General features: G+C 66.3%; 27 protein-coding genes. 17 read left to right on the forward strand and 10 right to left on the reverse strand.

Annotated features, from left to right (window positions below):
* Positions 1 to 86 precede the first annotated feature (86 nt).
* The 12 genes from LHL23_RS08045 (at position 87) to LHL23_RS08100 (ending at position 9,452) form a co-directional block, all read left to right on the forward strand.
* Entirely contained in the window at positions 87 to 686 is a 600-nt protein-coding gene (locus tag LHL23_RS08045; RefSeq protein WP_226429446.1) for a head-tail connector protein, read from the forward strand.
* Positions 683 to 1,015 carry a head-tail adaptor protein gene (locus LHL23_RS08050; protein ID WP_226429447.1) on the forward strand — a complete coding sequence of 111 codons (333 nt, stop codon included), beginning with the start codon at positions 683 to 685 and terminating at the stop codon, positions 1,013 to 1,015. The genes LHL23_RS08045 and LHL23_RS08050 overlap by 4 nt, the downstream gene beginning before the upstream one ends.
* Entirely contained in the window at positions 1,012 to 1,419 is a 408-nt protein-coding gene (locus tag LHL23_RS08055; RefSeq protein ID WP_226429448.1) for a DUF3168 domain-containing protein, read from the forward strand. Before LHL23_RS08050 ends, LHL23_RS08055 begins: the two co-directional genes overlap by 4 nt.
* Positions 1,420 to 1,544: 125 nt before the next feature.
* Positions 1,545 to 1,958 carry a phage major tail protein, TP901-1 family gene (locus LHL23_RS08060; RefSeq protein ID WP_039170035.1) on the forward strand — a complete coding sequence of 138 codons (414 nt, stop codon included), beginning with the start codon at positions 1,545 to 1,547 and terminating at the stop codon, positions 1,956 to 1,958.
* Between the two features lie 2 nt (positions 1,959 to 1,960).
* Complete coding sequence (locus LHL23_RS08065; protein WP_226429449.1) at positions 1,961 to 2,281, forward strand: gene transfer agent family protein; 321 nt, start codon at positions 1,961 to 1,963, stop codon at positions 2,279 to 2,281.
* Complete coding sequence (locus LHL23_RS08070) at positions 2,278 to 2,502, forward strand: rcc01693 family protein (RefSeq protein ID WP_226429450.1); 225 nt, start codon at positions 2,278 to 2,280, stop codon at positions 2,500 to 2,502. Before LHL23_RS08065 ends, LHL23_RS08070 begins: the two co-directional genes overlap by 4 nt.
* Positions 2,495 to 3,154: a phage tail tape measure protein gene (locus tag LHL23_RS08075; protein ID WP_226429451.1), complete on the forward strand. Its 660-nt coding sequence runs from the start codon at positions 2,495 to 2,497 to the stop codon at positions 3,152 to 3,154. Before LHL23_RS08070 ends, LHL23_RS08075 begins: the two co-directional genes overlap by 8 nt.
* Positions 3,155 to 3,171: 17 nt before the next feature.
* Positions 3,172 to 3,804, forward strand: coding sequence for a DUF2460 domain-containing protein (locus LHL23_RS08080; RefSeq protein ID WP_226429452.1), 633 nt, complete (start codon positions 3,172 to 3,174; stop codon positions 3,802 to 3,804).
* Entirely contained in the window at positions 3,801 to 4,688 is an 888-nt protein-coding gene (locus tag LHL23_RS08085) for a DUF2163 domain-containing protein (RefSeq protein WP_226429453.1), read from the forward strand. Before LHL23_RS08080 ends, LHL23_RS08085 begins: the two co-directional genes overlap by 4 nt.
* Entirely contained in the window at positions 4,685 to 5,164 is a 480-nt protein-coding gene (locus LHL23_RS08090) for an NlpC/P60 family protein (protein ID WP_226429454.1), read from the forward strand. Before LHL23_RS08085 ends, LHL23_RS08090 begins: the two co-directional genes overlap by 4 nt.
* The gene (locus tag LHL23_RS08095; protein WP_226429455.1) at positions 5,164 to 9,090 is read left to right on the forward strand and encodes a baseplate multidomain protein megatron; all 3,927 of its coding nucleotides are present in this window, start codon (positions 5,164 to 5,166) and stop codon (positions 9,088 to 9,090) included. Before LHL23_RS08090 ends, LHL23_RS08095 begins: the two co-directional genes overlap by 1 nt.
* Positions 9,087 to 9,452 (forward strand): DUF7742 family protein, encoded by a 366-nt coding sequence (locus tag LHL23_RS08100; protein ID WP_226429456.1) that lies wholly within the window; start codon positions 9,087 to 9,089, stop codon positions 9,450 to 9,452. Before LHL23_RS08095 ends, LHL23_RS08100 begins: the two co-directional genes overlap by 4 nt.
* A gap of 217 nt (positions 9,453 to 9,669) precedes the next feature.
* Here LHL23_RS08100 and LHL23_RS08105 read toward each other — a convergent pair whose 3' ends face one another.
* A complete protein-coding gene (locus tag LHL23_RS08105; RefSeq protein WP_226429457.1) occupies positions 9,670 to 10,026 on the reverse strand; it encodes a TraR/DksA family transcriptional regulator in 357 nt (118 codons plus the stop codon).
* 66 nt (positions 10,027 to 10,092) lie between these two features.
* On the opposite strand from LHL23_RS08105, the gene cysE reads away from it, so the two are divergent.
* Both cysE and cysK read left to right on the forward strand, forming a co-directional pair.
* Positions 10,093 to 10,911: a serine O-acetyltransferase gene (cysE, locus tag LHL23_RS08110; RefSeq protein ID WP_222475927.1), complete on the forward strand. Its 819-nt coding sequence runs from the start codon at positions 10,093 to 10,095 to the stop codon at positions 10,909 to 10,911.
* A 308-nt stretch (positions 10,912 to 11,219) separates the two neighbouring features.
* A complete protein-coding gene (gene cysK / locus LHL23_RS08115) occupies positions 11,220 to 12,284 on the forward strand; it encodes a cysteine synthase A (RefSeq protein WP_226429458.1) in 1,065 nt (354 codons plus the stop codon).
* A gap of 592 nt (positions 12,285 to 12,876) precedes the next feature.
* Here the strand turns inward: cysK and LHL23_RS08120 are convergent.
* The 8 genes from LHL23_RS08120 to LHL23_RS08155 form a co-directional block, all read right to left on the reverse strand.
* Positions 12,877 to 14,199: a pyruvate dehydrogenase complex dihydrolipoamide acetyltransferase gene (locus tag LHL23_RS08120; protein WP_226429459.1), complete on the reverse strand. Its 1,323-nt coding sequence runs from the start codon at positions 14,197 to 14,199 to the stop codon at positions 12,877 to 12,879.
* Position 14,200: 1 nt separating this feature from the next.
* Positions 14,201 to 14,461: a hypothetical protein gene (locus LHL23_RS08125; protein WP_222475921.1), complete on the reverse strand. Its 261-nt coding sequence runs from the start codon at positions 14,459 to 14,461 to the stop codon at positions 14,201 to 14,203.
* A gap of 8 nt (positions 14,462 to 14,469) precedes the next feature.
* Entirely contained in the window at positions 14,470 to 15,843 is a 1,374-nt protein-coding gene (locus LHL23_RS08130; protein WP_226429460.1) for a pyruvate dehydrogenase complex E1 component subunit beta, read from the reverse strand.
* Between the two features lie 3 nt (positions 15,844 to 15,846).
* Positions 15,847 to 16,236, reverse strand: a complete 390-nt coding sequence (locus tag LHL23_RS08135; RefSeq protein WP_222475919.1) for a VOC family protein — start codon at positions 16,234 to 16,236, stop codon at positions 15,847 to 15,849.
* A 3-nt stretch (positions 16,237 to 16,239) separates the two neighbouring features.
* Entirely contained in the window at positions 16,240 to 17,235 is a 996-nt protein-coding gene (gene pdhA / locus LHL23_RS08140; protein WP_226429461.1) for a pyruvate dehydrogenase (acetyl-transferring) E1 component subunit alpha, read from the reverse strand.
* Between the two features lie 307 nt (positions 17,236 to 17,542).
* Positions 17,543 to 17,842, reverse strand: a complete 300-nt coding sequence (locus LHL23_RS08145) for an FtsB family cell division protein (protein ID WP_222475917.1) — start codon at positions 17,840 to 17,842, stop codon at positions 17,543 to 17,545.
* A 150-nt stretch (positions 17,843 to 17,992) separates the two neighbouring features.
* Positions 17,993 to 19,135 carry a M24 family metallopeptidase gene (locus LHL23_RS08150; RefSeq protein ID WP_226429462.1) on the reverse strand — a complete coding sequence of 381 codons (1,143 nt, stop codon included), beginning with the start codon at positions 19,133 to 19,135 and terminating at the stop codon, positions 17,993 to 17,995.
* A 140-nt stretch (positions 19,136 to 19,275) separates the two neighbouring features.
* Positions 19,276 to 20,466 carry a phosphoglycerate kinase gene (locus LHL23_RS08155; protein ID WP_226429463.1) on the reverse strand — a complete coding sequence of 397 codons (1,191 nt, stop codon included), beginning with the start codon at positions 20,464 to 20,466 and terminating at the stop codon, positions 19,276 to 19,278.
* Between the two features lie 140 nt (positions 20,467 to 20,606).
* Between LHL23_RS08155 and LHL23_RS08160 the strand changes: the two genes are divergently transcribed.
* The 3 genes from LHL23_RS08160 (at position 20,607) to LHL23_RS08170 (ending at position 22,771) form a co-directional block, all read left to right on the forward strand.
* Entirely contained in the window at positions 20,607 to 21,113 is a 507-nt protein-coding gene (locus tag LHL23_RS08160; RefSeq protein WP_222475911.1) for a peptidylprolyl isomerase, read from the forward strand.
* On the forward strand, positions 21,106 to 21,654 hold the full coding sequence (locus LHL23_RS08165) for a peptidylprolyl isomerase (RefSeq protein ID WP_226429464.1): 549 nt from the start codon (positions 21,106 to 21,108) through the stop codon (positions 21,652 to 21,654). Before LHL23_RS08160 ends, LHL23_RS08165 begins: the two co-directional genes overlap by 8 nt.
* Positions 21,655 to 21,808: 154 nt before the next feature.
* Positions 21,809 to 22,771 (forward strand): DUF3179 domain-containing protein, encoded by a 963-nt coding sequence (locus tag LHL23_RS08170; protein WP_222475907.1) that lies wholly within the window; start codon positions 21,809 to 21,811, stop codon positions 22,769 to 22,771.
* A gap of 54 nt (positions 22,772 to 22,825) precedes the next feature.
* Here LHL23_RS08170 and LHL23_RS08175 read toward each other — a convergent pair.
* On the reverse strand, positions 22,826 to 24,281 hold a 1,456-nt coding region (locus LHL23_RS08175), incomplete at its 5' end, for a calcium-binding protein (RefSeq protein ID WP_226429465.1).

Below are 24,281 nucleotides of genomic sequence, written 5' to 3' on the forward strand. Positions count from 1 at the left end.
GGCAGGGAACGGTGCGTGCCGGCCGAACCTTGGAAACGGACAGCAGACCCGGGCCGGCTCAGGGGGAGGCCCGCAGGAGTGAGATGATGATGCTGAGCGAAGTGACCCCCGTGCCCGAGGCCGCCCTGCCGCTGGCCCAGTTCAAGGCGCATCTGCGCCTGGGCACCGGCTTTGGCGAGGACAGCCTGCAGGACGAGGTGCTGTTTGGCTTTCTGCGCGCCGCCCTGGCCGCGATCGAAGGAAGGACCGGCAAGGCGCTGATTACACGCGATTTCGAGCTGGAGATCCGCCACTGGCGCGACCGTGCCCGGATGGTGTTCCCCATCGCCCCGGTACAGGACGTGACAGAGGTGATGGTCCGCGACGCCAGCGGTGCGGAGACGGTTCTGGACCCGGCCGCCTACCATCTGGAGCGCGATAGCCAGCGCCCGCACCTGTGCCCAACCGCCAGCCTGCTTCCGGCCATTCCCGCGGGCGGCCTGGCACGGATCACCCTGCAGGCCGGCATGGCCGCGGACTGGGGCGGTTTGCCCGCCGATCTGGCCCAGGCGGTGATGCTCTTGGCGGCGCATTACTACGAATACCGGGCCGACACCGGCCTGCATGGCGGCTGCATGCCCTTTGGCGTCACCAGCCTGATCGAACGCTACCGCACCCTGCGGCTGACCTTGGGAGGCCTGGCATGAAACGCCCCCCGAACCTGACCCGCAAGCTGGTGCTGGAGGACCCCCAGCGCAGCCCCGACGGCGCCGGCGGCTACACGGAAGCCTGGGTCGCGCTTGGCACCCTCTGGGCTGAGGTGAACCCCTTGAGCGGCCGTCTGAACGGCGACAGCCTGTCTTTGCAGAAATACCGCATCACCCTGCGCGCCAGCCCGGATGGTTTTGCATCCCGCCCGCGCCCTGATCAGCGCTTCCGCGACGGGAACCGCCTCTACCGCATTGATGCGGTTGCGGAAAGCGAGCCCGCAGGCCGTTACCTCACCTGTTTCGCGGTTGAGGAGGTGAGCACATGACCTACGCCATCGCAGGCGGGCTGCAATCCGCCGTCTACACCCATCTGACCGGCGATGCGGCCCTCACCGCACTGGTCGGCAGCGCGATCTATGACGCCATCCCCACAGGCCCCTTGCCGCAGACCTATGTGGCCCTGGGGTCGGAGGAAGTGCTGGACCGCTCCGACATATCCGCGGGCGGGGCTGAGCACCGGTTTTTCATCACCGTCACCACCGACATGGCCGGTTTTGCCACCGCCAAATCCGCCGCCGCCGCCGTCTGCGACGCACTCGTCGGCGCCTCAGTGCCGCTGCCGCGCGGCCAGCTGACGGGCCTCTGGTTCGACCGGGCCAAGGCGGAGCGGCTCAGCACCGGCGGCAGGCAGATCACCCTGCGCTTCCGGGCGCGGGTGGATGACGTTTGAGACATGAAAACAAGGGCTGCGGCTGCCAGGGCGGGCGCGAAAGCGCCTGCCGGGGGGCAGGCAGGCGCAGCCCGGCGTGCCGCCGGGCGGGACGCTTGCAGCACTGAAAGCATTGGAGAAAACCCATGACAGTTCAAAACGGCAAGGACCTCTTGGTCAAAGTGGACATGAACGGCGCCGGCCTGTTCGAAACCATCGCCGGCCTGCGCGCCACAAGGATCAGCTTCAACGCCGAAAGCGTCGATGTTACCAGCCTCGAAAGCCAGGGCGGCTGGCGCGAACTGCTGGCCGGCGCCGGCGTCCGCTCCGCCAGCATTTCCGGCTCCGGCATCTTCCGCGACGAGGCGACGGACGAACGCGCGCGGCAGCTGTTCTTTGACGGGCTCACGCCGGAGTTCCAGGTGATCATTCCCGACTTCGGCATCGTGCAGGGGCCGTTCCAGGTGACCGCGCTGGAATACGCCGGCAGCCACAATGGCGAGGCGACCTATGAACTCTCGCTCGCCAGCGCCGGCCAGCTCAGCTTTGCGGCGGTGTGATCATGGTGAACCCGCAGGCAGGCGAGGCAGAATTGCTCGTGAATGGAAAGCCTTACACGCTGAAGCTGACGCTGGGCGCGCTGGCAGGGCTTGAGGCCGCGCTGGAGGAAGGCACGCTTGTCGACCTGGTTCAGCGGTTCGAGCAGGGCCGGTTTTCGGCCCGCGACGTGCTGGCGCTGCTGGCGGCCGGCCTGCAGGGCGGCGGGCATGAGCTCAGCCGCGAGGACCTCGCCTCCGCCGCCATAGACGGCGGCCCGATGCAGGCGGCACGGGTGGCGGCGGAACTTCTGGTGCGCAGCTTTGCCGTGCCGGACAGCCCATGAGCGCGCTCGACTGGCCCGCCCTGATGCGCGCCGGGATCGCAGGGCTGAAACTGTTGCCGCGCGACTTCTGGCAGCTGACGCCGGCTGAGCTGCGGCTGATGCTGGGCGACGCTGCTGCGCCGCAGCCGCTGGGCCGCGACCGGCTGGCGGCCTTGATGGAGGCCTTCCCGGACGCCGCCAGCCCGGCAAGCCCGCAGGACAAGGAGACAACAGATGACTGACTCATCCGCGATGGCGGAACTGGAACTGCAGGGCGAGGCCTTGGGAGAAGCGCTTGACGGGGCCTCTGGCATGGCCGCCGCCTTTGCCGAGGTGCTGGCGCGGGTCAAGGAAGGGTTTTCCGAGACAGGCCGCGACGCGCAGATCCTGGACCGCAGTCTTTCCAAGGGCTTGCGCCGCGCTTTTGACGATCTGGTGTTTGATGGCACCAGCCTGTCAGAGGCGATGGACACGCTGAGGAACAGCATGATCCGCACCACCTATAACGCGGCGATGAAACCGGTCACCAACCATGTGGGCGGGCTGATCTCCGACGGCATCGGCAGCCTCATCGGAACCATCCTGCCTTTTGCCCAGGGGGCCGCCTTCAGCCAGGGCAAGGTGATGCCTTTTGCCAAGGGCGGCATCGTCACCGGGCCGGTGGCGTTTCCGATGCGCGGCGCCACCGGGCTGATGGGCGAGGCCGGGCCGGAGGCGATCCTGCCGCTGACCCGCGGCGCCGACGGCTCGCTGGGCGTGCGCAGCCAGGGCGGCGGCGCGGTCAATGTGGTGATGAATGTCTCCACCCCCGACGTCAAAGGCTTTGAACGCAGCCGCAGCCAGATTGCGGCGCAGCTGTCGCGGGCGCTGAGCCGCGGCGGGCGCAACCGTTAAGGATGGAGGGTAACACTATGAATTTTCACGAAGTCCGCTTTCCCGCCTCGCTCAGCTTCGGCTCTGTCGGCGGCCCCGAACGGCGCACCGATGTGGTGACGCTGGCCAATGGTTTCGAGGAGCGCAACACCCCCTGGGCGCACTCCCGCCGCCGCTATGACGCGGGGCTGGGCCTGCGTGCGCTGGAGGATATCGAGGTGCTGATCGCCTTCTTCGAGGCGCGCCAGGGGCAGCTTTACGGATTCCGCTGGAAGGACTGGAGCGATTACAAATCCGCCCGGCCCAGCGCCGGGGTTGCGTTCGACGATCAGGTGATCGCAACGGGTGACGGCAGCACCGTGGCGTTCCAGCTCGCCAAGACCTACCGGTCCGGTGAGTTCACCTACCAGCGCCCGATTGCCAAGCCGGTGGCGGGTACCGTCCGGGTCGGCATCGAGCAGGACGAGCTGCGCGAAGGTGTGGATTACGAGCTGGACACCGCCACCGGCCTCATCATCCTGGCGCATCCGCCGGAGGTGGGCCTCAGCATCAGCGCCGGGTTTGAATTCGACGTGCCGGTGCGCTTTGACACTGCCAGCATCCAGACCAGCGTGGCGTCTTTTCAGGCCGGCGAGGCGCCCGCGGTTCCAGTGGTGGAGGTGCGGGTATGAGTAGTGTTTCCAATGATTTGCGCGCCCATCTTCAATCCGGAATCACCACCGTCTGCCGCGCCTGGGCACTGACCCGGCGCGACGGCGCGGTGCTGGGATTCACCGACCACGACTGCGTCCTGTCCTTTGACGGCATCGCGTTCCAGCCCGGCAGCGGGTTGACGGCGCGGGCGGTGCAACAGGCCACCGGCCTGTCGGTCGACAACACCGAGGCCTTGGGGGTTCTGAGCGATGCCGCAGTGCACGAAGAGGACATCGAAGCGGGCCGGTTCGACGGGGCTGAGGTGCGCTGCTGGCTGGTCAACTGGCGGGATGTTTCGATGCGCTGGCTGCAGTTCCGCGGCTCCATCGGCGAGATCCGCCGCGCCGGCGGCGCCTTTGAGGCAGAGCTGCGCGGGCTCACTGAGGCGCTGAACCAGCCGCTGGGGCGGGTTTACCAGAAGCCCTGCACCGCGGTGCTGGGCGATGCTGCTTGCCGTTTTGATCTGGAGACGCCCGGCTATGCCGCGGAGCTGGAAGCGGCAGAGGTGGTGCGCAGCCAGGATTTCCGCTGGGACGCGCTGCCGGGGTTTGAGCCGGGCTGGTTCGGCGATGGCCGCCTGACGGTGCTGAGCGGTGCGGCAGAGGGGTTGTGGGCCGCGGTGAAGGCGGATCAGGCCGACGCCTCGGGGCGCAGGGTTTCGCTGTGGGAGCCGATCCGTGCACAGGTCGCGACGGGCGATCTGGTGCGGCTGGAGGCCGGCTGCGACAAGCGGCTGGAAAGCTGCCGGCTGAAGTTCAACAATATCCTGAATTTCCAAGGCTTTCCCGACATCCCCGGCGAGGACTGGGTGATGGCGGTGCCGCGCCGCTCGGGCTCCAACACCGGGGGCAGCAGGCGATGAGCCGGGTGGTGGCAGCGGCAAGGGGCTGGATCGGCACGCCCTATGTGCACCAGGCGTCGTGCAAGGGCGCGGGATGCGATTGCCTGGGGCTGATCCGAGGCCTGTGGCGCGAGCTTTACGGGGCTGAGCCCGAAGCGCCGCCCGCCTATACGATGGACTGGTCGGAGCCGCAGGGCGCCGAGGCGCTGTGGCAGGCGGCGGCGCGGCATCTGGCGGCGAAGCCGCTGGATGAGGCCGCCGCCGGCGATGTGATCCTGTTCCGGATGCGCGAAGGATCGGTGGCCAAGCATCTGGGGGTGCAGTCCCGAGTTTCGGAGCCAAACGCGAAGGCGGCGCCTGCCGGGCGGGGCCTTTCTGATTGCGGCCCCGCCTTCATCCACGCCTATGCCGGCCACGGGGTTGTCGAAAGCCTGCTGAGCCCGCCCTGGCAGCGCCGCATCGTGGCGCGGTTTCAATTCCCCAAGGAGCTGATCTGATGGCAACCATAGTTCTTTCCGCCGCCGGCGCGGCGATTGGCGGCGCAATCGGCGGCAGCGTCATGGGCCTGTCCTCTGCGGTGATCGGCCGGGCGGTGGGCGCCACCCTGGGGCGGCTCATCGACCAGCGGCTGATGGGCAGCGGCGCCGAAGCCGTGGAAACCGGCAAGGTCGACCGTTTCCGGCTGACCCAGGCCAGCGAAGGAGAGCCGGTGGCGCAGGTCTATGGCCGGATGCGGCTGGGCGGACAGGTGATCTGGTCCTCGCGGTTTCTGGAGACCTCCACCACCACCGGCGGCGGGGGCGGCGGCAAGGGGCGGCCGCGGCCGCCGGAGCCGGAGGTGACCACCTACAGCTACTCCGTGTCGCTGGCGGTTGCGCTCTGCGAGGGGGAGGTGGCCCATGTCTCGCGGGTCTGGGCCGATGGCGAGGAAGTGTCGCCCAAGGATCTGAACATGCGCGTCTACCGCGGCACCGCCGATCAGCTGCCTGACCCGGTGATGGAGGCGGTCGAGGGCGCGGGCAAGGTGCCAGCCTACCGCGGCACGGCTTACGTGGTGATGGAGGATGTGCCGCTGGCGCGCTTCGGCAACCGGGTGCCGCAGTTCTCCTTTGATGTGCTGCGCCCCGAACAGCCCGCCGGCAGCACCCATGCAGAGGATCTGGGCCAGCTGGTGCAGGGCGTGGCGCTGATGCCGGGAACCGGCGAATACGCGCTGGCTGCCGGCCGCGTGACCTATTCCGGCGGGCCGGGGGATGCCAAGGCCGCCAATGAGCATACGCACGCCGGGATGTCCGACCTCAAGACCTCTTTGACCGCATTGCGCAAGGAACTGCCGGGCTGCGGCGCGGCCTCGCTCATCGTGTCGTGGTTCGGCAATGACCTGCGCTGCGGCAGCTGCCGCTTGAAACCCAAGGTGGAGCACAAGGACGCCGAGGGAGACATGCCGTGGTCCGTCAGCGGCCTGAGCCGCAGCGCGGCGGAGCGGGTGCTGACCAAGGACGGCACGCCGCAATACGGCGGCACGCCGGCCGACGGCTCGGTAATCCAGGCGATCCAGGAGATGCACAAGCGGGGCCTGCGGGTGATGTTCTACCCGTTCATCCTGATGGACCAGGCGGAGGGCAACAGCCTGCCCGACCCCTGGACCGGCGGCGAGGGCCAGCCGCATCTGCCCTGGCGCGGGCGCATCACCCTGTCCGCAGCACCGGGCCAGCCCGGATCGCCCGACGGCACCGCCGCGGCGGATGCGCAGGTGGCGGCGTTCTTTGGCAGCGTCACGGCCAGCGATTTCAGCGTCAGCGGCGGCAGCGTCAGCTACAGCGGCCCGCAGGAATGGACCCTCAGCCGCTTCATCCTGCACAATGCGGCGCTGTGCAAGGTAGCGGGCGGGGTCGAGGCCTTCTGCATCAGTTCCGAAATGCGGGGGCTGACCCAGATCCGCGGCGCCAATGGCTTTCCTGCGGTGGCCCGGCTGCGGGCGCTGGCGGCAGAGGTGCGCCAGCTGCTAGGGGCCGGGACCAGGATCAGCTATGCCGCCGACTGGTCGGAGTACTGGGGCTACCAGTCGCCGGAGGGCGACCGGTATTTCCACCTCGACCCGCTGTGGGCGGACGACAACATCGATTTCATCGGCATCGACAATTACATGCCGCTGAGCGACTGGCGCGGCGGCGAGGATCATCTGGATGCGCAGGCGGGCGTGCCGGCCATCTATGACCTTGGTTACCTGCGCGGCAATGTGGAGGGCGGCGAGGGGTTCGACTGGTACTACCGATCCGGCGGCGCGCGGGCGGCGCAGATCCGCACCCCGATCACCGACGGGGCGCACGGCGAGCCCTGGGTGTGGCGCTACAAGGACATCCGCGGCTGGTGGGGCAATCCGCACCACGAGCGGACCGGCGGGGTGCGGCAGGAGGCGCCCACCGCCTGGGTGCCGCAGTCGAAACCGGTGTGGTTCACCGAACTGGGCTGCGCCGCCATCGACAAGGGCACCAACCAGCCCAACAAATTCCTGGACCCGAAAAGCTCAGAATCCAGATTGCCGTATCATTCCAACGGGATGCGGGACGATCTGATGCAGATCCAGTATCTGCGGGCCATTCTGGGCTATTGGGGTGCGGCGGAAAACAATCCGGTTTCCGAGGCATACGGCGGGCCGATGCTGGACATGGCCAATGCCTATGTCTGGGCCTGGGACGCCCGGCCGTTTCCGGCCTTTCCCAGCCGCAGCAAGGTCTGGAACGACGGCGAAAACTACCTGCGCGGCCACTGGCTGAACGGGCGGGCCGGGCAGCGCACGCTGGCCTCGGTGGTGGAGGAAGTGTGCCGCCGTGCCGGGCTGCAGGACATTGATGTCTCGCAGCTTTACGGCGTGGTGCATGGCTATGTCGTGCCGGATGTGGCCGACGCCCGCGCGGTGCTGCAGCCGCTGATGCTGCGGCACGGGTTTGACGCGGTGGAACGCGGCGGCGTCCTGATGTTCCGGACCCGCAAGGGCAGCAGCGGCACGTCGCTGCTGCCGGAGCATCTGGCGGTGAGCGATGAGATGGACAGCAGCCTGGAGCTGAGCCGCGCCAGCGAGGCGGAGCTGGCGGGCAGGGTGCGGCTGCGGTTCACCGAGTGGGGCGGCGACCATGCCGTGCGCTCGGTGGAGGCGGTGCTGCCGGATGAGGCAACGCACAGCGTCAGCCAGAACGAGCTGCCGCTGTCGCTGACAAGGGCCGAGGCGCGCCAGACCGTCAGCCGCTGGCTGGCAGAGGCGCGGATCTCCCGCGACACGGTCCGGTTCGCGCTGCCGCCCTCGATGCTGCATCTTGGTGCGGGGGATGTGGTCTCGCTGCCGGTGGACGGCAAGGACCAGTTTTACCGCATCGACCGGGTCGAGCAGGCAGAAGCGCAGATGCTGGAGGCGGTGCGGATCGAGCCCGGCACCTATGACCTGGCCGCGGTGGCGGAGGAGCTGCCGGGGGTCAATGCCTTTGCCGCGCCCGGGCCGGTGCTGCCGTTGTTCATGGACCTGCCGCTGATGCGCGGCGACGAGGTGCCGCATGCGCCGCATCTGGCGCTGACCGCCGCGGCCTGGCCGGGCAGCGTGGCGGTCTATGGATCGGAAGCGGATGAGAATTACGCTCTGGAACAGGTGGTTGCAGCGCGGCAGGTCATTGGCGTCACGCAGACGCCGCTGTTTGCGGCCGGACCCGGGCGCTGGGACCTGGGCGCGGATCTGCAGGTAAAGCTGATCTCAGGCACGCTGGAGAGCCGCAGCGCCGAAGCGGTGCTGAACGGCGCCAATGCCGCGGCCATCGGCGACGGCACGGCCGGCAACTGGGAGCTGTTCCAGTTCCGCGAGGCGGAGCTGATTGCGCCGCAGACCTATCTTCTGCGCGGCCGCCTGCGCGGCCAGCTGGGCAGCGACGCGCTGATGCCGCAGGTCTGGCCTGCCGGGTCGTATGTCGTGCTGCTGGACGGCACGCCGGTGCAGATGGACCTGTCGCCGGAGCAGCGCCGCAGGCTGCGGCACTACCGGATCGGCCCGGCCCAGCGGGGGCTGGAGGATCCGTCCTACCTGCATCTGCAGGAAGCCTTTGAGGGCATCGGCCTGAGGCCCTATGCGCCGGTGCATCTGCGGCTGGACGGGGGGCTGGGGCAGGACACAGGCGTCTCGTGGGTGCGCCGGACCCGGATCGAGGGCGACAGCTGGGACCTGGAGGAGGTGCCGCTGGGCGAAGAGACCGAATCCTACCGCATCCGGGTGCTGCGCGGGTCCGCGGTGCTGCGTGAGGCGGTTTCCGCCAGCACCGCCTGGAGCTATCCGGCCGCTTGGCAGGCGGCGGACGGGGTGCAGGCGGGCGATGTGATCGAGGTGGCGCAGCGGTCTGCCCGGTTCGGCGCGGGCCTTGCAGCGACGGTTGTGCTGGCATGAGGCAGCCGGTGCTGCCCGGTGATGTGTCGGCGGTGGCGCGGGCCCTGCTGCGGGTGCCGCAGGATCAGCGGCTTTCCCTCTGCCGCCGGATTTTTGGCGGTGCGGCGGAGGCGGCAGCGCATTGCGCAGTGCTTGGCAGGCTGCACCGGAGCTGGGGCGACGGCAGCCTGAGCGCAGCGGCCCGGCGGTTCGAATTGGCGGAGGAGCCGTTTCTGGATGATGCGGCCTATCTCAGCTGCACCCGGCTGGTGCTGCGGGAACTGTCGGTAGTGCTGGAGACGGGCGGGGAGGCATCCACCCGTCAGGCTGGCGGGGTCAAGGAGGGCCGCAGGCCCCCGCGCCCCGGCGCGGCTTGTCCTTGAGGCTGTCAGACTGGCTATACACTTGGGCAGGCGTCTTGAGGACGCAGAATGCGCGCTCAAGCGCCTCTCAGCAAAATCTCTGCACCATCAGGCGCTGCCTGTCTTCCGGCCAAGCGGCTGACCATACCTGCGGATGCACGGCACCTCCGCCGTCCGCCGCAGGCGCGCGGCGCGGGCTGTTTCGGCAAAGCCCGAAGCGAAAAACCTCAAGGCCGGCCTATCCGGAAGCGCAGGAGATGCATTTGAGCGCCGCCGGGTCCAGCGCCAGCCGCTTCAGGGCGATGTCTTCGCCGCAGTCCTCGCAATAGCCGTATTCGCCCTCTGCGATGCGGGCCAGCGCGGCCTTCAGGCGCCGGGTTTCCAGCTGGCGGCGGGCGGCTTGCGCCTTGGCCATCGCCTGCATCTGCAGGGCGTCCATGCGCGACAGCCGTCCCACCATCTGCTGGTCCAGCGCCACCACGCCCTGCGCCTCTGCGCCGCGGGCGTCCTCTGCCGCAAGCTCTGCCAGCCGGGCGGTGATCTGTGCCTGCAGGCGCTGCTGATCCGGGTCATTCATATCAGAAATATAGCCCATCACGGGTTTGCGTTTGCCCAAAAAGACCTTAGATGGCTATCTTGAGCGGAGAAAGGATGCATCGCCATGTTCAAAACGCAGCAAGCCGTCGCCTCGCTGGATCCCGTCTGGGACCGGATTACCCAGGAAGCCCAGGACGCTGTCGATTCGCAGCCGCTGATGGGCGGGCTGATCCATGCCTGTATCCTGCACCACAAATCGCTGCAGAAGGCGCTGTCCTACCGGATTTCCGCCAAGCTGTGCTCCAACGAGATGTCGATGACCATCCTGCGGGAGATCGTCGATGCAGCCTATGAGTCCGACCCCGGCATCGTCGAAGCCTCGCGCGCCGACCTGATGGCGGTCTATGAGCGCGACCCGGCTTGCCACCGGCTGTTGCAGCCGATCCTCTACTTCAAGGGGTATCAGGCGGTTCAGGCCTACCGCATCGGCCACTGGCTGTGGCAGCAGGGCGACTGGGACCTGGCCTATTTCTTCCAGATGCGGATCTCCGAGATCTTCGGCGTCGATATCCATCCGGCGGCGGTGATCGGCAAGGGGATCATGATCGACCATGCCCATTCCATCGTGATCGGCGAGACCGCGGTGGTGGGCGACAACGTGTCGATGCTGCATTCGGTGACGCTGGGCGGCACCGGCAAGGAGGAAGAGGACCGGCATCCGAAGATCGGCGACGGGGTGCTGATCGGCGCCGGCGCCAAGGTGCTGGGCAATATCAAGGTCGGCCATTGCAGCCGGATTGCCGCCGGCTCGGTGGTGCTGGCAGAGGTGCCGCCGTGCAAAACCGTGGCAGGAATCCCGGCGCGCATCGTCGGCGAGGCGGGCTGCGATCAGCCCTCGGTCAACATGGACCAGCGGTTCCCGAACGGCACCAGCAGCGACTGAGGCCTGCGCCGCCGGCGTTGGCGCAACGCGTATTTTGCAAAGAAGAAGGGGCGTGGAATGCGCCCCTTTTTTCTGTGCGGCCTGCCTGGCCTGTCCGGGAAAATTGTTTTCTAATAGCGTGTTGGCGGCGGCAAATGATCTGCGCGGCGCGGCAGGTGGCCGCTGCGGTTCCGCATTGCGGCATGGGCGGCGGAGGCTGGTCCTTATCGCTGCCCGCGGCCCCGGGCTGGCTTGAACCTGGCTGCGCCGGCGCGCATATTCCTGTGGAACACGATAGTTATCTGCAGTTTCGATTTGGGGGACAGATCATGATTTATACAACCGAAGGCCGCGGGCGGCTGTTTGGCTCGATCCTGGAGACGGTGGGCAACACGCCCGCGATCCGGCTGAACAATATCGCTCCGGCGCATGTGGCCATGTATGTGAAATTCGAGGCGTTCAATCCGGCGGGATCGGTGAAGGACCGGCTGGCGCTGAACATCATCGAGGCGGCGGAGCGCGAAGGCCGGCTGAAGCCGGGCCAGACCGTGGTGGAGGCGACCAGCGGCAACACCGGCATCGGCCTTGCCATGGTCTGCGCCGCCAAGGGCTACCCGCTGGTGATCACCATGCACGACGGCTTCTCGGTCGAGCGGCGGCAGCTGATGCGGATGCTGGGCGCCAAGGTGGTGCTGACCCGCAAGGAAGACAAGGCGGTCGGCATGGTGGTGAAGGCCAAGGAGCTGGCGGAGGCCAATGGCTGGTTCCTGGCGCATCAGTTCGAGACCAAGGACAACGCCGACATCCACGAGAGCACCACTGCGCGGGAGATCCTGGGCGATTTCGACGGCGAGCGGCTGGACCATGTGGTGCTGGGCTATGGCACCGGCGGCACGGTTTCGGGCCTGGGGCGGGTGCTGAAGGGCGCGCGCCCCGATCTGAAGATCACCCTCAGCGAGCCCTCCAATGCGGCCTTGGTGCAGTCGGGACAGGCGCAGGAACGCAATGAGGAGGGCGAGCCTGCGGCGACCCATCCGGCCTTCACCCCGCACCCGATCCAGGGCTGGACCCCGGATTTCATCCCGCTGGTGCTGCAGGAGGCGCTGGACAAGGGCTATTTCGATGCGCTGGAGCCGGTGAGCGGCGACGAGAGCATCAAATGGTCCCGGCGGCTGGCGGCGGAGGAAGGCATCCTGGCCGGGATTTCCAGCGGCGGCAGCCTGGCGGCGGCGATGAAGGTGGCCGAGACCGCACCGGAGGGCTCTGTGCTGCTGGCGGTGCTGCCGGATACCGGCGAGCGCTATCTGTCGACGCCGCTGTTTGACGGCATCCCGGCGGATATGGATGAGGCGGAGCAGGCGCTGTCGGCCTCGACGCCCGGGTATCAGTACTGACCGGCGAGCCGCCGCTGGCATGGCGCCGCCGCTGGCGGGGTGCTGGCGGCGGCTGTGGCGCAGGTGAGTATTTTGGGAAAGGTGAAAAGGGGGCGGGGGCGCTCCCTTTTAACTTGGGTTTGCGCCGGAGATATTGCGCGTACCGTGGCTCCAATCATTCCCGCAACCGCATTGCGGACAGAGCGGAAGTTGTTTTCTTGGTAAGATGACGGCGACCGGTTCGCCTAATTCCGCACGAACTTCCATGCCGCGAAAAATATCATAGCCAAGCCGAGTGCGCCAAATGGAGCTGCTGTGCGCAAGTCTGTCGCCAAGCAACATTCTCTGTATGCAGCATAAAATGCGTCATCCCATTCTTCGAAACCGCTATGGGTGAATAACACGCCTTTGCCGACTTGGACGATTAGCCAAGCTGCAAAGATGAGTAATATTCCAAAAATAAGGGCAATCCATTTCATATTCGTAATATAGCTGCGTTGCAGAAAGGAGTAAATTGGGCTCAAAGCGAGGTTTGAGATCTGCATTCGTATTACAAATACAAAAGCCCCGGCGCTGAGGCCGGGGCTTTGGTGTTTCTCATGGCGATGACCCCTCAGGCCAGCATCACCATCGGGTTTTCCAGGTTGTCGACGATGGCCTTCAAGAGGTCCGCACCGAGGGCGCCGTCGATGACGCGGTGGTCGACCGACATGGTGACGCTCATCACGGTGGCGACCTTCAGCTCGCCGTCTGCGCCGACAACCGGCTTCTTGACGCCTGAGCCGACCGCCAGGATGCCCGCGTGCGGCGGGTTCACGATGGCGTCGAAGTTGTCGATGCCGAACATGCCGAGGTTGGAGATCGCAAAGCTGCCGCCCTGGTATTCATGCGGTGCCAGCTTGCGGTCGCGGGCGCGGGATGCCAGGTCCTTCATCTGCGACGACAGCGCCGAGAGCGATTTGCTGTCGGCGTCCTGCAGCACCGGGGTGAACAGCCCGCCTTCGATAGCGACGGCCACCGCCACGTCGGAGGCTTTCATCTTGAGCACCCGGTCGCCGGCCCAGACCGCGTTGGCGTCCGGAACCGATTGCAGCGCCAGCGCAACCGCCTTGATGATGAAGTCGTTGACCGAGAGCTTGACACCGCGGCCCTCGAGCTGCTTGTTCAGCTCGCCGCGGAATTTCAAGAGCGCATCGAGCTGGATGTCGCGGCGCAGGTAGAAATGCGGGATGGTCTGCTTGGCCTCGGTCAGGCGGGCGGCGATGGTCTTGCGCATGCCGTCCAGCTTGACCTCCTCGAACTCGCGGCCCTCGTACATGCGGGCAACCATGTCGGCGGAGGGGCCGGCGGGTGCTGCAGCAGCGGCAGGGGCGGCGGCCGGAGCGGATGCTGCCGGGGCAGCGGCGGCTGCGGTCTGCGGCTTCGCATCCATGACGTCGGCCTTGACGATGCGGCCCTTGGGGCCGGAACCGGTGATCTGGCTCAGGTCCAAGTCCTTGTCGGCGGCGATGCGGCGCGCCAGGGGGGAGGCGAAGATGCGGCTGCCGTCGGCGCCCTGCGGCGCGGCGGGGGCGGCTTTGGCCTGTTCCTTGGGGGCGGGTGCGGGGGCCTCTGCGGCGGCAGGGGCGTCAGCCTTGGCCGGGGCGCCGCCGCCGTCAGAGGTGCCGGCGGACTGGATGTCATCGGCGCTTTCGCCGTCTTCCAGCAGCACCGCGATGGGGGTGTTGACCTTCACGCCCTCGGAGCCTTCGGCGATCAGGATCTTGCCGACCACGCCTTCGTCCACGGCTTCAAATTCCATGGTGGCTTTGTCGGTTTCGATCTCGGCGATCAGGTCGCCGGAGGAGACGGTGTCGCCCTCCTTGACCAGCCATTTGGCAAGGGTGCCTTCCTCCATGGTGGGAGAAAGCGCGGGCATCAGGATTTCGGTGGGCATGTCAGCGCTCCTCAATCAGAACAATTTGGTCATAGGGCGCCCTGGGGCGCCGGGTGCCGCGGGCAAGCAAAGTGATCGCGGCTTCGATCTTGTCTTTCTTCTCCGCCATCCAGACGTAGGCTTCCTGATGGGAGGGCCGCGAGCCGATCAGCCGTGTGTCTGCTGCCAGCCGTTCGGGAACCAGTGCGGTGACTGTGCGCCCGTCGACGGTCAGCGTGACGCGGTAGCATTCGGTTTCGGGATCGCGGCCCCTGATTTCCATCTTCGTCCTTAGCGGTAGGTCACTTGCTTCACGGCCTCGACCACTTCATCCGTGGTGATCAGCGCGTGGCGTTCCAGGTTGGCGGCGTAGGGCATCGGCACGTCCTTGCCGGTGCAGGTGATGACCGGCGCGTCCAGATAATCGAACGCCTGCTGCATCACCTCGGAGGCGATGTAGCTGCCGACGGAGCCCTGCGGCCAGCCTTCTTCGACCGTCACCAGGCGGTTGGTCTTTTTGACCGATTCAATCACCGTGGGCAGGTCCATCGGGCGCAGGGTGCGCAGGTCGATGACCTCAGCCGCGATGCCGTCCTGGGCCAGCTTGTCGGCGGCTTCCAGTGCGTATTGCATGCCGATGCCGAAGGAGACGATGGTGGCGTCAGAGCCTTCTCGCCAGATCCGGGCCTTGCCGAAGGGGATGGTGAAATCGTCCAGTTTCGGAACATCGAAGGCGCGGCCGTAGAGGATTTCATTCTCCAGGAAGATCACCGGGTTGTTGTCGCGGATCGCGGTCTTCATCAGGCCCTTGGCGTCGGCGGCGGAGTAGGGCATCGCCACCTTGAGGCCCGGAATCTGCATGTACCAGGCGGCGTAGTCCTGGCTGTGCTGGGCGGCGACGCGGGCGGCGGCGCCGTTGGGGCCGCGGAACACCATCGGGGCGCCCATCTGGCCGCCGGACATGTAGAGCGTCTTGGCTGCCGAGTTGATGATGTGGTCAATCGCCTGCATGGCGAAGTTGAAGGTCATGAACTCGACAATCGGGCGCAGGCCGCCGAAGGCCGCGCCGGTGGCGATGCCGGCAAAGCCGTGCTCGGTGATCGGGGTGTCGATCACCCGCTTGGAGCCGAATTCGTCCAGAAGCCCCTGGGACACCTTGTAGGCGCCCTGGTACTCGGCGACTTCCTCGCCCATCAGGAACACGTCCTCGTCGCGGCGCATTTCCTCGGCCATGGCGTCGCGCAGCGCTTCGCGCACGGTGGTCTGCACCATCTCGGTGCCTTCCGGGTAGTCGGGCTCCAGCGCGCGGCTTTCAACCGGCGCAGGCGCGGCAGCAGCGGCGGCGGGGGCTGCGGGAGCCTCAGCTGCGGGAGCCGGGGCTTCAGCAGCCGGGGCAGGGGCAGCGGAGGCATCGTAGCTTTCGCCGTCTTCCAGCAGCACTGCGATCGGGGTGTTGACCTTCACGCCTTCGGTGCCTTCACCGATAAGGATCTTGCCGACCTTGCCTTCATCGACGGCTTCGAACTCCATCGTCGCCTTGTCGGTTTCAATCTCGGCGAGGATGTCGCCGGAATTCACGGTATCGCCTTCCTTGACCAGCCATTTGGCCAGGGTGCCTTCCTCCATGGTCGGCGACAGGGCGGGCATCAGAATTTCAGTTGCCATGTCTCAGTTTCCCTCCGGGGCCGGGGTGATCATCCCGACGATGTTTCCTTGTCCGTCTTCCACATAGGCGCAGCGGCCGATGCCGGGGTAGTCGGTTGGCGGCAGTGCCTCGGCGCCGCCGTTGGCCAGCGCCCAGGCGTAACGTTCGTCGCAGTCCGCGACCTCAAAGGTCATGGTGCCGCCGCGCACAGGGCTGCCTGCATCCGGCGCATCGCCGAGGCGCTGCATCAGACCGCCGGTGAGGCCGAGGCCCATGCCGATCTGGTTGCCTTCGATCAGGTGATAGCCGACGTCTTCGCCGCCGGGCATCGGGTCGAAGCTCCAGCCGAGCAGGCCGGTGTAGAAGGCCTTGGCCTGCTCTACGTCGCTTGCGTGAATTTCAAAATGAGGCATCGGTCACGCCTCGTCGTAGATGTCGGTCCACAGCTCTTCCAGAGCCGGTTCCGGGCTCTCCTTGGCGAATTCTGCGGATTTGCTGACGATCTCCTTGATCTCCTTGTCGATCGCCTTGAGATCCTCTTCGGTGGCGTGCTTGCCGGTCAGCAGCATCTCGCGGACCTGCTCGATCGGGTCGCGCTCCTCGCGCATCTTCTGGACCTCCTCGCGGGTGCGGTACTTGGCCGGGTCCGACATCGAGTGGCCGCGGTAGCGGTAGGTCTTCACTTCGAGGATGTAGGGGCCGTCGCCGCTGCGGCAGTGGGCCACGGCGCGCTCGCCGGCTTCCTTGACGGAGAGGACGTTCATGCCGTCCACCGCTTCGCCCGGGATGCCGAAGGCCTTGCCGCGTTCCCAGATCTCGGCGCTGGAGGTAGAGCGCTGCTGGGCGGTGCCCATGGCGTACTGGTTATTCTCGATCACGAAGATCACCGGCAGCTTCCAAAGGGCGGCCATGTTGAAGGTCTCGTAGACCTGGCCCTGGTTGGCAGCGCCGTCGCCGAAGTAGGCGAAGGTCACGCGGCCGTTGCCCTTGTACTTGTCGGCAAAGGCGAGGCCGGCGCCGAGCGGCACCTGGGCGCCGACGATGCCATGGCCGCCATAGAAATGCTTCTCTTTCGAGAACATGTGCATGGAGCCGCCCTTGCCCTTGGAGTAGCCGCCCTCGCGCCCGGTCAGTTCGGCCATCACGCCGTCGGGGTCCATGCCGCAGGCCAGCATGTGGCCGTGGTCGCGGTAGGAGGTGACCCGCTTGTCGCCTTCCTCGGCGGCGGCCTCCAGGCCCACGACAACCGCTTCCTGGCCGATGTAGAGGTGGCAGAAGCCGCCGATCAGGCCCATGCCATAGAGCTGGCCCGACTTTTCCTCGAATCGGCGGATCAGCAACATCTCGCGGTAGTGTTTCGTCAGTTCTTCGGCAGAAACGTTTGGTTTCTTTGCGCTTTTTCTAGCGGCCATGGTGGTCAGCTCCCCCTGAAGGCTAGATAGTTTAGTGTTAAACAAATTCATAGCGGGTTTTGGCGCGGCTGAATAGTGCTATTCTGACGCGGCCCGGACGCAGGGTAAAGATCCGCCGATCAGCGCGCAAAAATGCCACGCTTGGTTGCAGCAGGGACAGTTGCTGGCAGGCCTGAACCGGAGGATTTCAGAAGGGAGCGGGGAGGTGCGGAAGTCCGGCAAAACCCGGCCCCCGAAAACCGCCGGCTAGTCTAGCCGGTTTCCTTGCAGCGCAACGGCGTGCCGGTAGCGGTCTTTGCAGAGAGGATCAGCGGATCACGATCTCGTCCGCGCGGACGAGACCGAGAACCGTGCGTGCCTGTTCGTCAAGGAGGTCGAGGTCGAGGTAGTCATCGGACAGGCGGCGTGTCAGGTTCTCCATCTCGCCGATGCGGGACTGGAGACGGCCGAGATCCTGCTGAAGCTCTTGTGCCTCGGCCTGGATCTCGACCCTCCGGAACAGCCCGAAGTCGCCCTGTACCGCCGCAAACGTGAAGTAGGCGCTGAGCGCGAATGCGATGGCAAAAAAGGCGATGGCGCCGAGGGACGGCCGTGTGCTTCGGGTCACTTTGGAGGTGCCTGTATGTTACTGCTCTTGATGTGTTTTGCGCCGTTTGCCGGCGTCTGAATTCAGAATGCCACAAGCGAATCTGCTTGGGAATCCCAAATCTGTCCAAAGCGGGGAAAATTTGCGGAGGATGCTAAGCAACGGAAGGCGTCAGAGGATCATGTCCTCCAGCGCCTTGGGGTGGGAAGTGATCTGCTCGTAGCCGTCCCGGGTGATGATGAAACTGTCGCCGACCTGGGCGCGGAACGTGTCCGTCGAGACGGAGCCGTCGACGGCGAACACCATGCCGGGCTGCAGCACGGTGGTGTCGCCGGTGACCAACTGCGGGCGTTCGAGAAAGCTGAAGCCGGTGGCGCGGCCGCAGCGGAACGGGTAGCTGAAGCCCGCGTCCTGGATCGCTTCGGCATAGGCGCGGTGCACCTCCTGCGCCTCGATGCCGGGGCCAAGGCGGTCCAGCGACGCCTGCTGGCTGGCCACCGCCACCCCGTAGATGCGGGCTTGCTCCGGGTCTGCTTCGCCGATCCAGAAGGTGCGGTCGAAGCCCAGCTTGAAGCGGTGGAAATTGGTCATCCCGCAGAAGCAGAGAAACACCGGCTCGCCGTGCTGCATGACGCGGGTGGAGGCGCGGTGGTGGGTCTTGGTGATGTCCTTGCCCGAGGCCATGATCTGCAGGAAATGGGTGCTGGGCGACATGTTGGTATCGCGGTAATGGCTGCGCAGCAGCTCAGCCGCGGTGCGGGTGCCGGCCTGTGAGGCGGCGATGGCGACCTCGTATTCCGGCACGCCGGCGGAAATGGCGCCGCGGCCGGCCGCCATCATGGCGCCTGCGACCTGGCCTGCGTGGCGCGCGAGCTGCAGCTCTTCGGGGGATTTGATCATCCTGAGGCCGGACAGAGCCGGGGTGATGCTGGTGATCTCCGCGCTGCCCGCCAGCTCATTCACGCAGGCGCGCACCATTGGCGGCATGTGGTCCGTTTCCAGGCCGATGCGGCGGGCCGGGGCGAGGGCGGCCGGCAGCTCTGCCCGCCACTCGGCGCCGTCGCCGTCGTTCCAGGCGGCGATGCGGTCCACCTGGGCAATCTCCTCTGCCATCACCACGTCGATCACCGGGGTGATCAGCAGGGATTGCCCGTCGCGCGGGACCACCAGGATGGTGGGGCGGCCGAACTCCATATGCAGGTAGTCGTAGTAGCCGGTCAGGTAATAGACGCTGTCGTCGTCAGTGATCAGGGCCACGTCGATGGCGGCCTCCGCCATTTTCTGCCGCAGGCGGCTCATGCGGTCCTGGAACATGGCGGGCCTCCCTGCTGCGCCGGTGGTTGCAGCGAAGCTACGGGGAAGGACTGGGACGGGGCAAAGCTTTTATTGTCCCGTGACAATGAAAACGCCCCGGCGGGAAGGCCGGGGCGCGGTCATGCGGGAGGGCGTGTGGCTTACTGGTCCAGCGCCGCGACGCCGGGCAGGGTCTTGCCTTCCATCCATTCCAGGAAGGCGCCGCCGGCGGTGGAGATGTAGCTGAAGTCGCCGGCCGCGCCGGAGGCGTTCAGGGCTGCCACGGTGTCGCCGCCGCCGGCAACCGAAATCAGCTGGCCGGAGCGGGTCATCGCCGCTGCCTTCAGCGCCGCGGCGTTGGTGGCGGCGTCAAACGGCTCCAGCTCAAACGCGCCCAGCGGACCGTTCCAGATCAGCGTCTTGCTGCGCGCAAACACCTCGATGATGCGGGTGAGGCTTTCCGGGCCTGCGTCCAGGATCATGCCGTCGTCAGGGCACTGATCGGCGGGCAGGATCTGGTGCTCGGCGTGGGCCTCGAACTTCTTGGCGACCACGATGTCGGAGGGCAGGATGATCTCGCAGCCCGCGGCCTCGGCCTTGGCGAGGATTTCGGCGGCGGTGTCCTTCATGATGCGCTCGGCCAGCGAGATGCCGACCGGCAGGCCCTTGGCGACCAGGAAGGTGTTGGCCATGCCGCCGCCGATCACCAGGTGGTCGACCTTCTCGATCAGGTTGCCCAAGAGTTCCAGCTTGGTGGAGACCTTGGCGCCGCCGACGACTGCGGTGACCGGGCGCTGCGGCTGGCCCAGGGCGCTTTCCAGCGCTTCCAGTTCCGCCTGCATCAGGCGGCCGGCGCAGGCGGGCAGCAGGCGGGCGATGGCCTCGGTCGAGGAATGCGCGCGGTGGGCGGCAGAGAAGGCGTCGTTGCAGTAGACCTCGCCCAGGCGCGCCATGCCGGCCGCCAGATCGGGATCGTTCTTGGTTTCTGCCGCGTGGAAGCGGGTGTTTTCCAAGAGGAGAACTTCGCCCGGCTGCAGCGCGTCGGCTGCGGCCTCGGCGCCTGCGCCGACGCAATCGGCAGCAAACAGAACCTTGGTCTCAAAGGCGCGCTCCAGCGTCGGCACCAGCTGATTGAGCGACAGGTTCTCGCGGCGCTCGCCGCCGGGGCGGCCGAAGTGGGCGAGCAGGATCGGCTTGCCGCCTGCGGCCAGAATGTCGCGCACGGTGGGGGCGATGCGGCGGATGCGGGTGGAGTCGGTCACCACGCCGTCGACGATCGGCACGTTGATATCCACGCGCACCAGCACGCGCTTGCCGTTCAGATCCATGTCGTCGAGTGTTTTCCAGCCCATCTCTCGAGCCCCCTTATGGTGAAAGTGCAGTCAAATCCGCGGGCTGTTTCGGGGGTTTTTGCGCATCAGTCAATGCTCCCTTGGCATTTCCCGGCGCTGGCCTTAACTATCGTTGCAAATTTCGACGACAGGAGGGCCACATGGCCGAGATCAAAGATCCCGAAAACACCATCATCATCGAGCTGAAAGACGGCAACGTGGTGATCGAACTGCTGCCCGACGTGGCGCCGAAGCATTCCGAGCGGATGAAGGAACTGGCCCGCGCCGGCGAATATGACAACGTCTGCTTTCACCGGGTGATCGACGGCTTCATGGCGCAGACCGGCGACGTGGCCAACGGCGACATGGAAGACGGTTTCAACATCCGCATGGCGGGCACCGGCGGCTCCAGCCTGCCGAACCTGCCGGCCGAGTTCTCCAAGCTGCCGCATGACCGCGGCACCCTGGGCGCGGCGCGTTCCGCGAACCCGGACAGCGCAAACTCGCAGTTCTTCATCAACTTCAAGGACAACCACTTCCTGAACGGCCAGTACACCGTTTACGGCCGTGTGATCGAAGGCATGGAGCACGTCGACGCGATCACCCGCGGCGAGCCGCCTGCGAACCCGGACCGGATGATCTCCGTCAAGGTGGCTGCGGATGCGTAACGCGCTGGCCGCATTGGCCCTGCTGGCGGCAGGGCCTGCCTTTGCCACCGGCCTGGAGGTCCAGGTCGAGGGCGAAGCCAACGGCACCATCAAGATCGACCTGTTTGAGGATGTGGCGCCCAAGCACGTGGAGCAGATCACCGCGCTGGCCGCCGAAGGCCAGTATGACGGGGTGGTGTTCCACCGGGTGATCGAGGGCTTCATGGCGCAGACCGGCGACGTGCAGTTCGGCAAGGCCGGCGGCGACATGCGCCGGGCCGGGCAGGGCGGCTCTGACCGTCCCGACCTGCCGGCCGAGTTCTCGGATATCACCTTCGGCACCGGCGTGGTCGGCATGGCCCGCGCACAGGACCCGAACAGCGCCAATTCGCAGTTCTTCATCATGTTCGAGCCGGGCCCGTTCCTGGACGGCCAGTACACCGTGGTCGGCAAGGTGACCGAAGGCATGGATGTGGTTGATGCGATCAAGCGCGGCGAAGGCCCGAATGGCGCGGTTATCGGCCAGCCCGACACCATGACCAAGGTGACCGTCACCGAATAAGCTCTTCCGGCTTCCCGGAAGACGCAGGCCCGCGCCCGGCACCCCGGGGGCGGGCTATTTTGCGTCCGGGGTGATGACGGGCGGTCACAAGCCCGTGCCGGCACCTGTTCCGCGCCTGCCTGGCGCCGTTTACTGGGGCAGGGAGGCGCTGGTCATGTTCAAGAGTTTGCTGTTGTGTCTCGCTTTGCTGCTGCCCTGGAGCGCGCAGGCGGATCCGCAGGTCTGGAAGCGGGAGTGGCCGCAGACCGATTTCAGCCGCACCGCGGTGCCGGAGTGGCGCCAGATCCGGTCCGGCGGGGTGCGCAAGGATGCCATTCCGGCGCTGGATTCGCCCAAGTTCGTGACGGCTGCCGAGGCCCGGCGGCTGAGCGCGCGGGAGCCTGTGATCACGCTGGAGCTGGACGGCGCCCGGCCGCGGGCCTATCCGCTGCGCTACCTGACCTGGCATGAGATCGTGAACGACGTGGCGGCGGGGGTGCCGGTGGCGGTGACCTATTGCCCGCTGTGCAATTCGGCAATGACATTCGACCGGCGCACCGCGGCGGGGACGCTAAGTTTCGGCGTCAGCGGCAAGCTGCGGTTTTCCGACATGGTGATGTATGACCGCGAGAGCCAGAGCTGGTGGCAGCAGGCGACCGGCACCGGCATTGTCGGGCGGATGACCGGGACCCGGCTGAAGACGCTGCCGAGCTGGGTCGAAAGCTGGCAGGAGTTCACCGCCCGCAACCCGGACGGGCTGGTGATGGCGGAGCCGCGGTGGAACCGGGACTACGGGCGCAACCCCTACCGCGGCTATGACACCGCGAAATGGCCGTTCCTGTATGACGGCAGCCCGCCGCCGCACGGGCTGGCGCCGATGCAAAGGGTGGTGCGCGTCGGCAGCCGCGCCTGGCCGCTGGCGCGGCTGGCGCGGGAGGAGGAGATCCGCGAGGCGGGGCTGGTGCTGAGCTGGCGGCCGGGACAGGCCTCGGCGCTGGACAGCGGCCGGATTCCTGCGGGCCGTGACATCGGCAGCGTCCGGGTGCGGGACGCGCAGGGGCGGGACGTGGCCCATGACGTGATGTTCGCCTTTGCCTTCCACGCCTTCTGGCCGGACGGCAAATGGATGCTGAAATAGCAAAAGGCGCACCGGGCTGGCGCGCCTTTCTGTGCCGGTGTCCGGCTGGAGCGCTCAGAACAGAAAGTTGTCCGCGTCCTGCAGCTGTGCCACGGTGATGTCCTCGACCAGGATGGTCACATCGGCAAAGGACACCAGCACGTCATCGCCGTGGGCCTGGAATTGGAGTCCGCCCATATCGTCCGCGCCGCGGCCGATGCGGATATGGTCCTCGCCCGCGGTGAAATCGGTGATGGTGTCGTTGCCGTGGCCCTGGTGGAAGACAAAGATATCGGCGTGGGCGCCGCCGGCCAGCAGGTCGTCGCCCTTGTGGCCGAGCAGACGGTCGCGGCCGTTGCTGCCCATCAGGGTGTCGTCGCCGGTTCCGCCGGACATCGTGTCATTGCCGCCGCCGCCGGACATCCGGTCATGGCCGACGCCGCCCTTCATATTGTCGCGGCCGGCGCCGCCAAAGAGCCTGTCGCCCCCGCGGCCGCCATCCAGCAGGTCGTCGCCGATGCGGCCATGCAGTGTGTCGCCCTGATTGCCGCCGTCAAGAAAATCGTCGCCATAGCTGCCGTCCAGTAAGTCACTGCCATCGCCGCCAATCAGCGTGTCGTTTCCAAAAAGTATAGGGAACGCATCACTGAAACGATATTCTCCCATCAGCGTATCATTGCCGTTTCCACCAACCAACCGGTCGTTTTCGCCGCCGCCCTCCAAGTAGTCGTTGCCATTTTGGCCGAAAATAATATCGTCTCCGAAGCCACCGTAAAGCAAATCGTCTCCGCTCTGGCCTCGCAAATTGTCATTGCCGAAGCCGCCTTCAACGACGTCCCGGCCTGCTCCGCCAGAGATCACATCGTCGCCCTCCCCCCCGTAAATACTATCGAAACCATTGCTGCCGGTGATCGTATCATTGCCCCCGCGACCGTGAATCGCGTTACGGCTTTCGTTACTCTGGACGTCAACGCCGGTCAGTGTATCGTCCTCATCGCCGCCTTCCTGAATGTGACGGTAGGTATCTCCAGAAACAATCGTTTCAACGTTAAGCAACACATCGTATTCTGGAAAAAAAGGATCGAAAATGTCGCTGCCTAATAATAGGCCGCGGGTGGGGCCAGAATATTCATCAGCCAAATAGTAATCGGCGAACATGAGAGTGAAATCCTCGAGCTCGCCATCAAATATGTAAACGTCGTTCCCGTCCCCGCCGTCGATAGTGTCGTTCCCAGTACCGGCAACGATAGTGTCGTCGCCGCCGTAGGTCTCGATATACTCGCCGCCGTTCCAGGCTGAGGTATAGGTGTCATTCCCGGCCAGTTGCTGCTGCAGCAGGGTCTCCAGGTCCTGCGTGGCCAGATCCTCGTAGGTGAGGTCGAGGCCCGTCACGGACAGAACGGTTGTCCCGTCATAGCGCATCGTGAAGGCGGATATGGTGCTGCCTGCCGTGACCTCGTTCGAGGAATTGTAGTTAAAGGACCCTTGAAAGGTGATGGTGAAGCCGTTGAAACCCACCACCAGCCTGGAG

It is taken from the genome of Leisingera sp. McT4-56 (genome assembly GCF_020514995.1).
Lineage (GTDB): Bacteria > Pseudomonadota > Alphaproteobacteria > Rhodobacterales > Rhodobacteraceae > Leisingera > Leisingera aquaemixtae_A.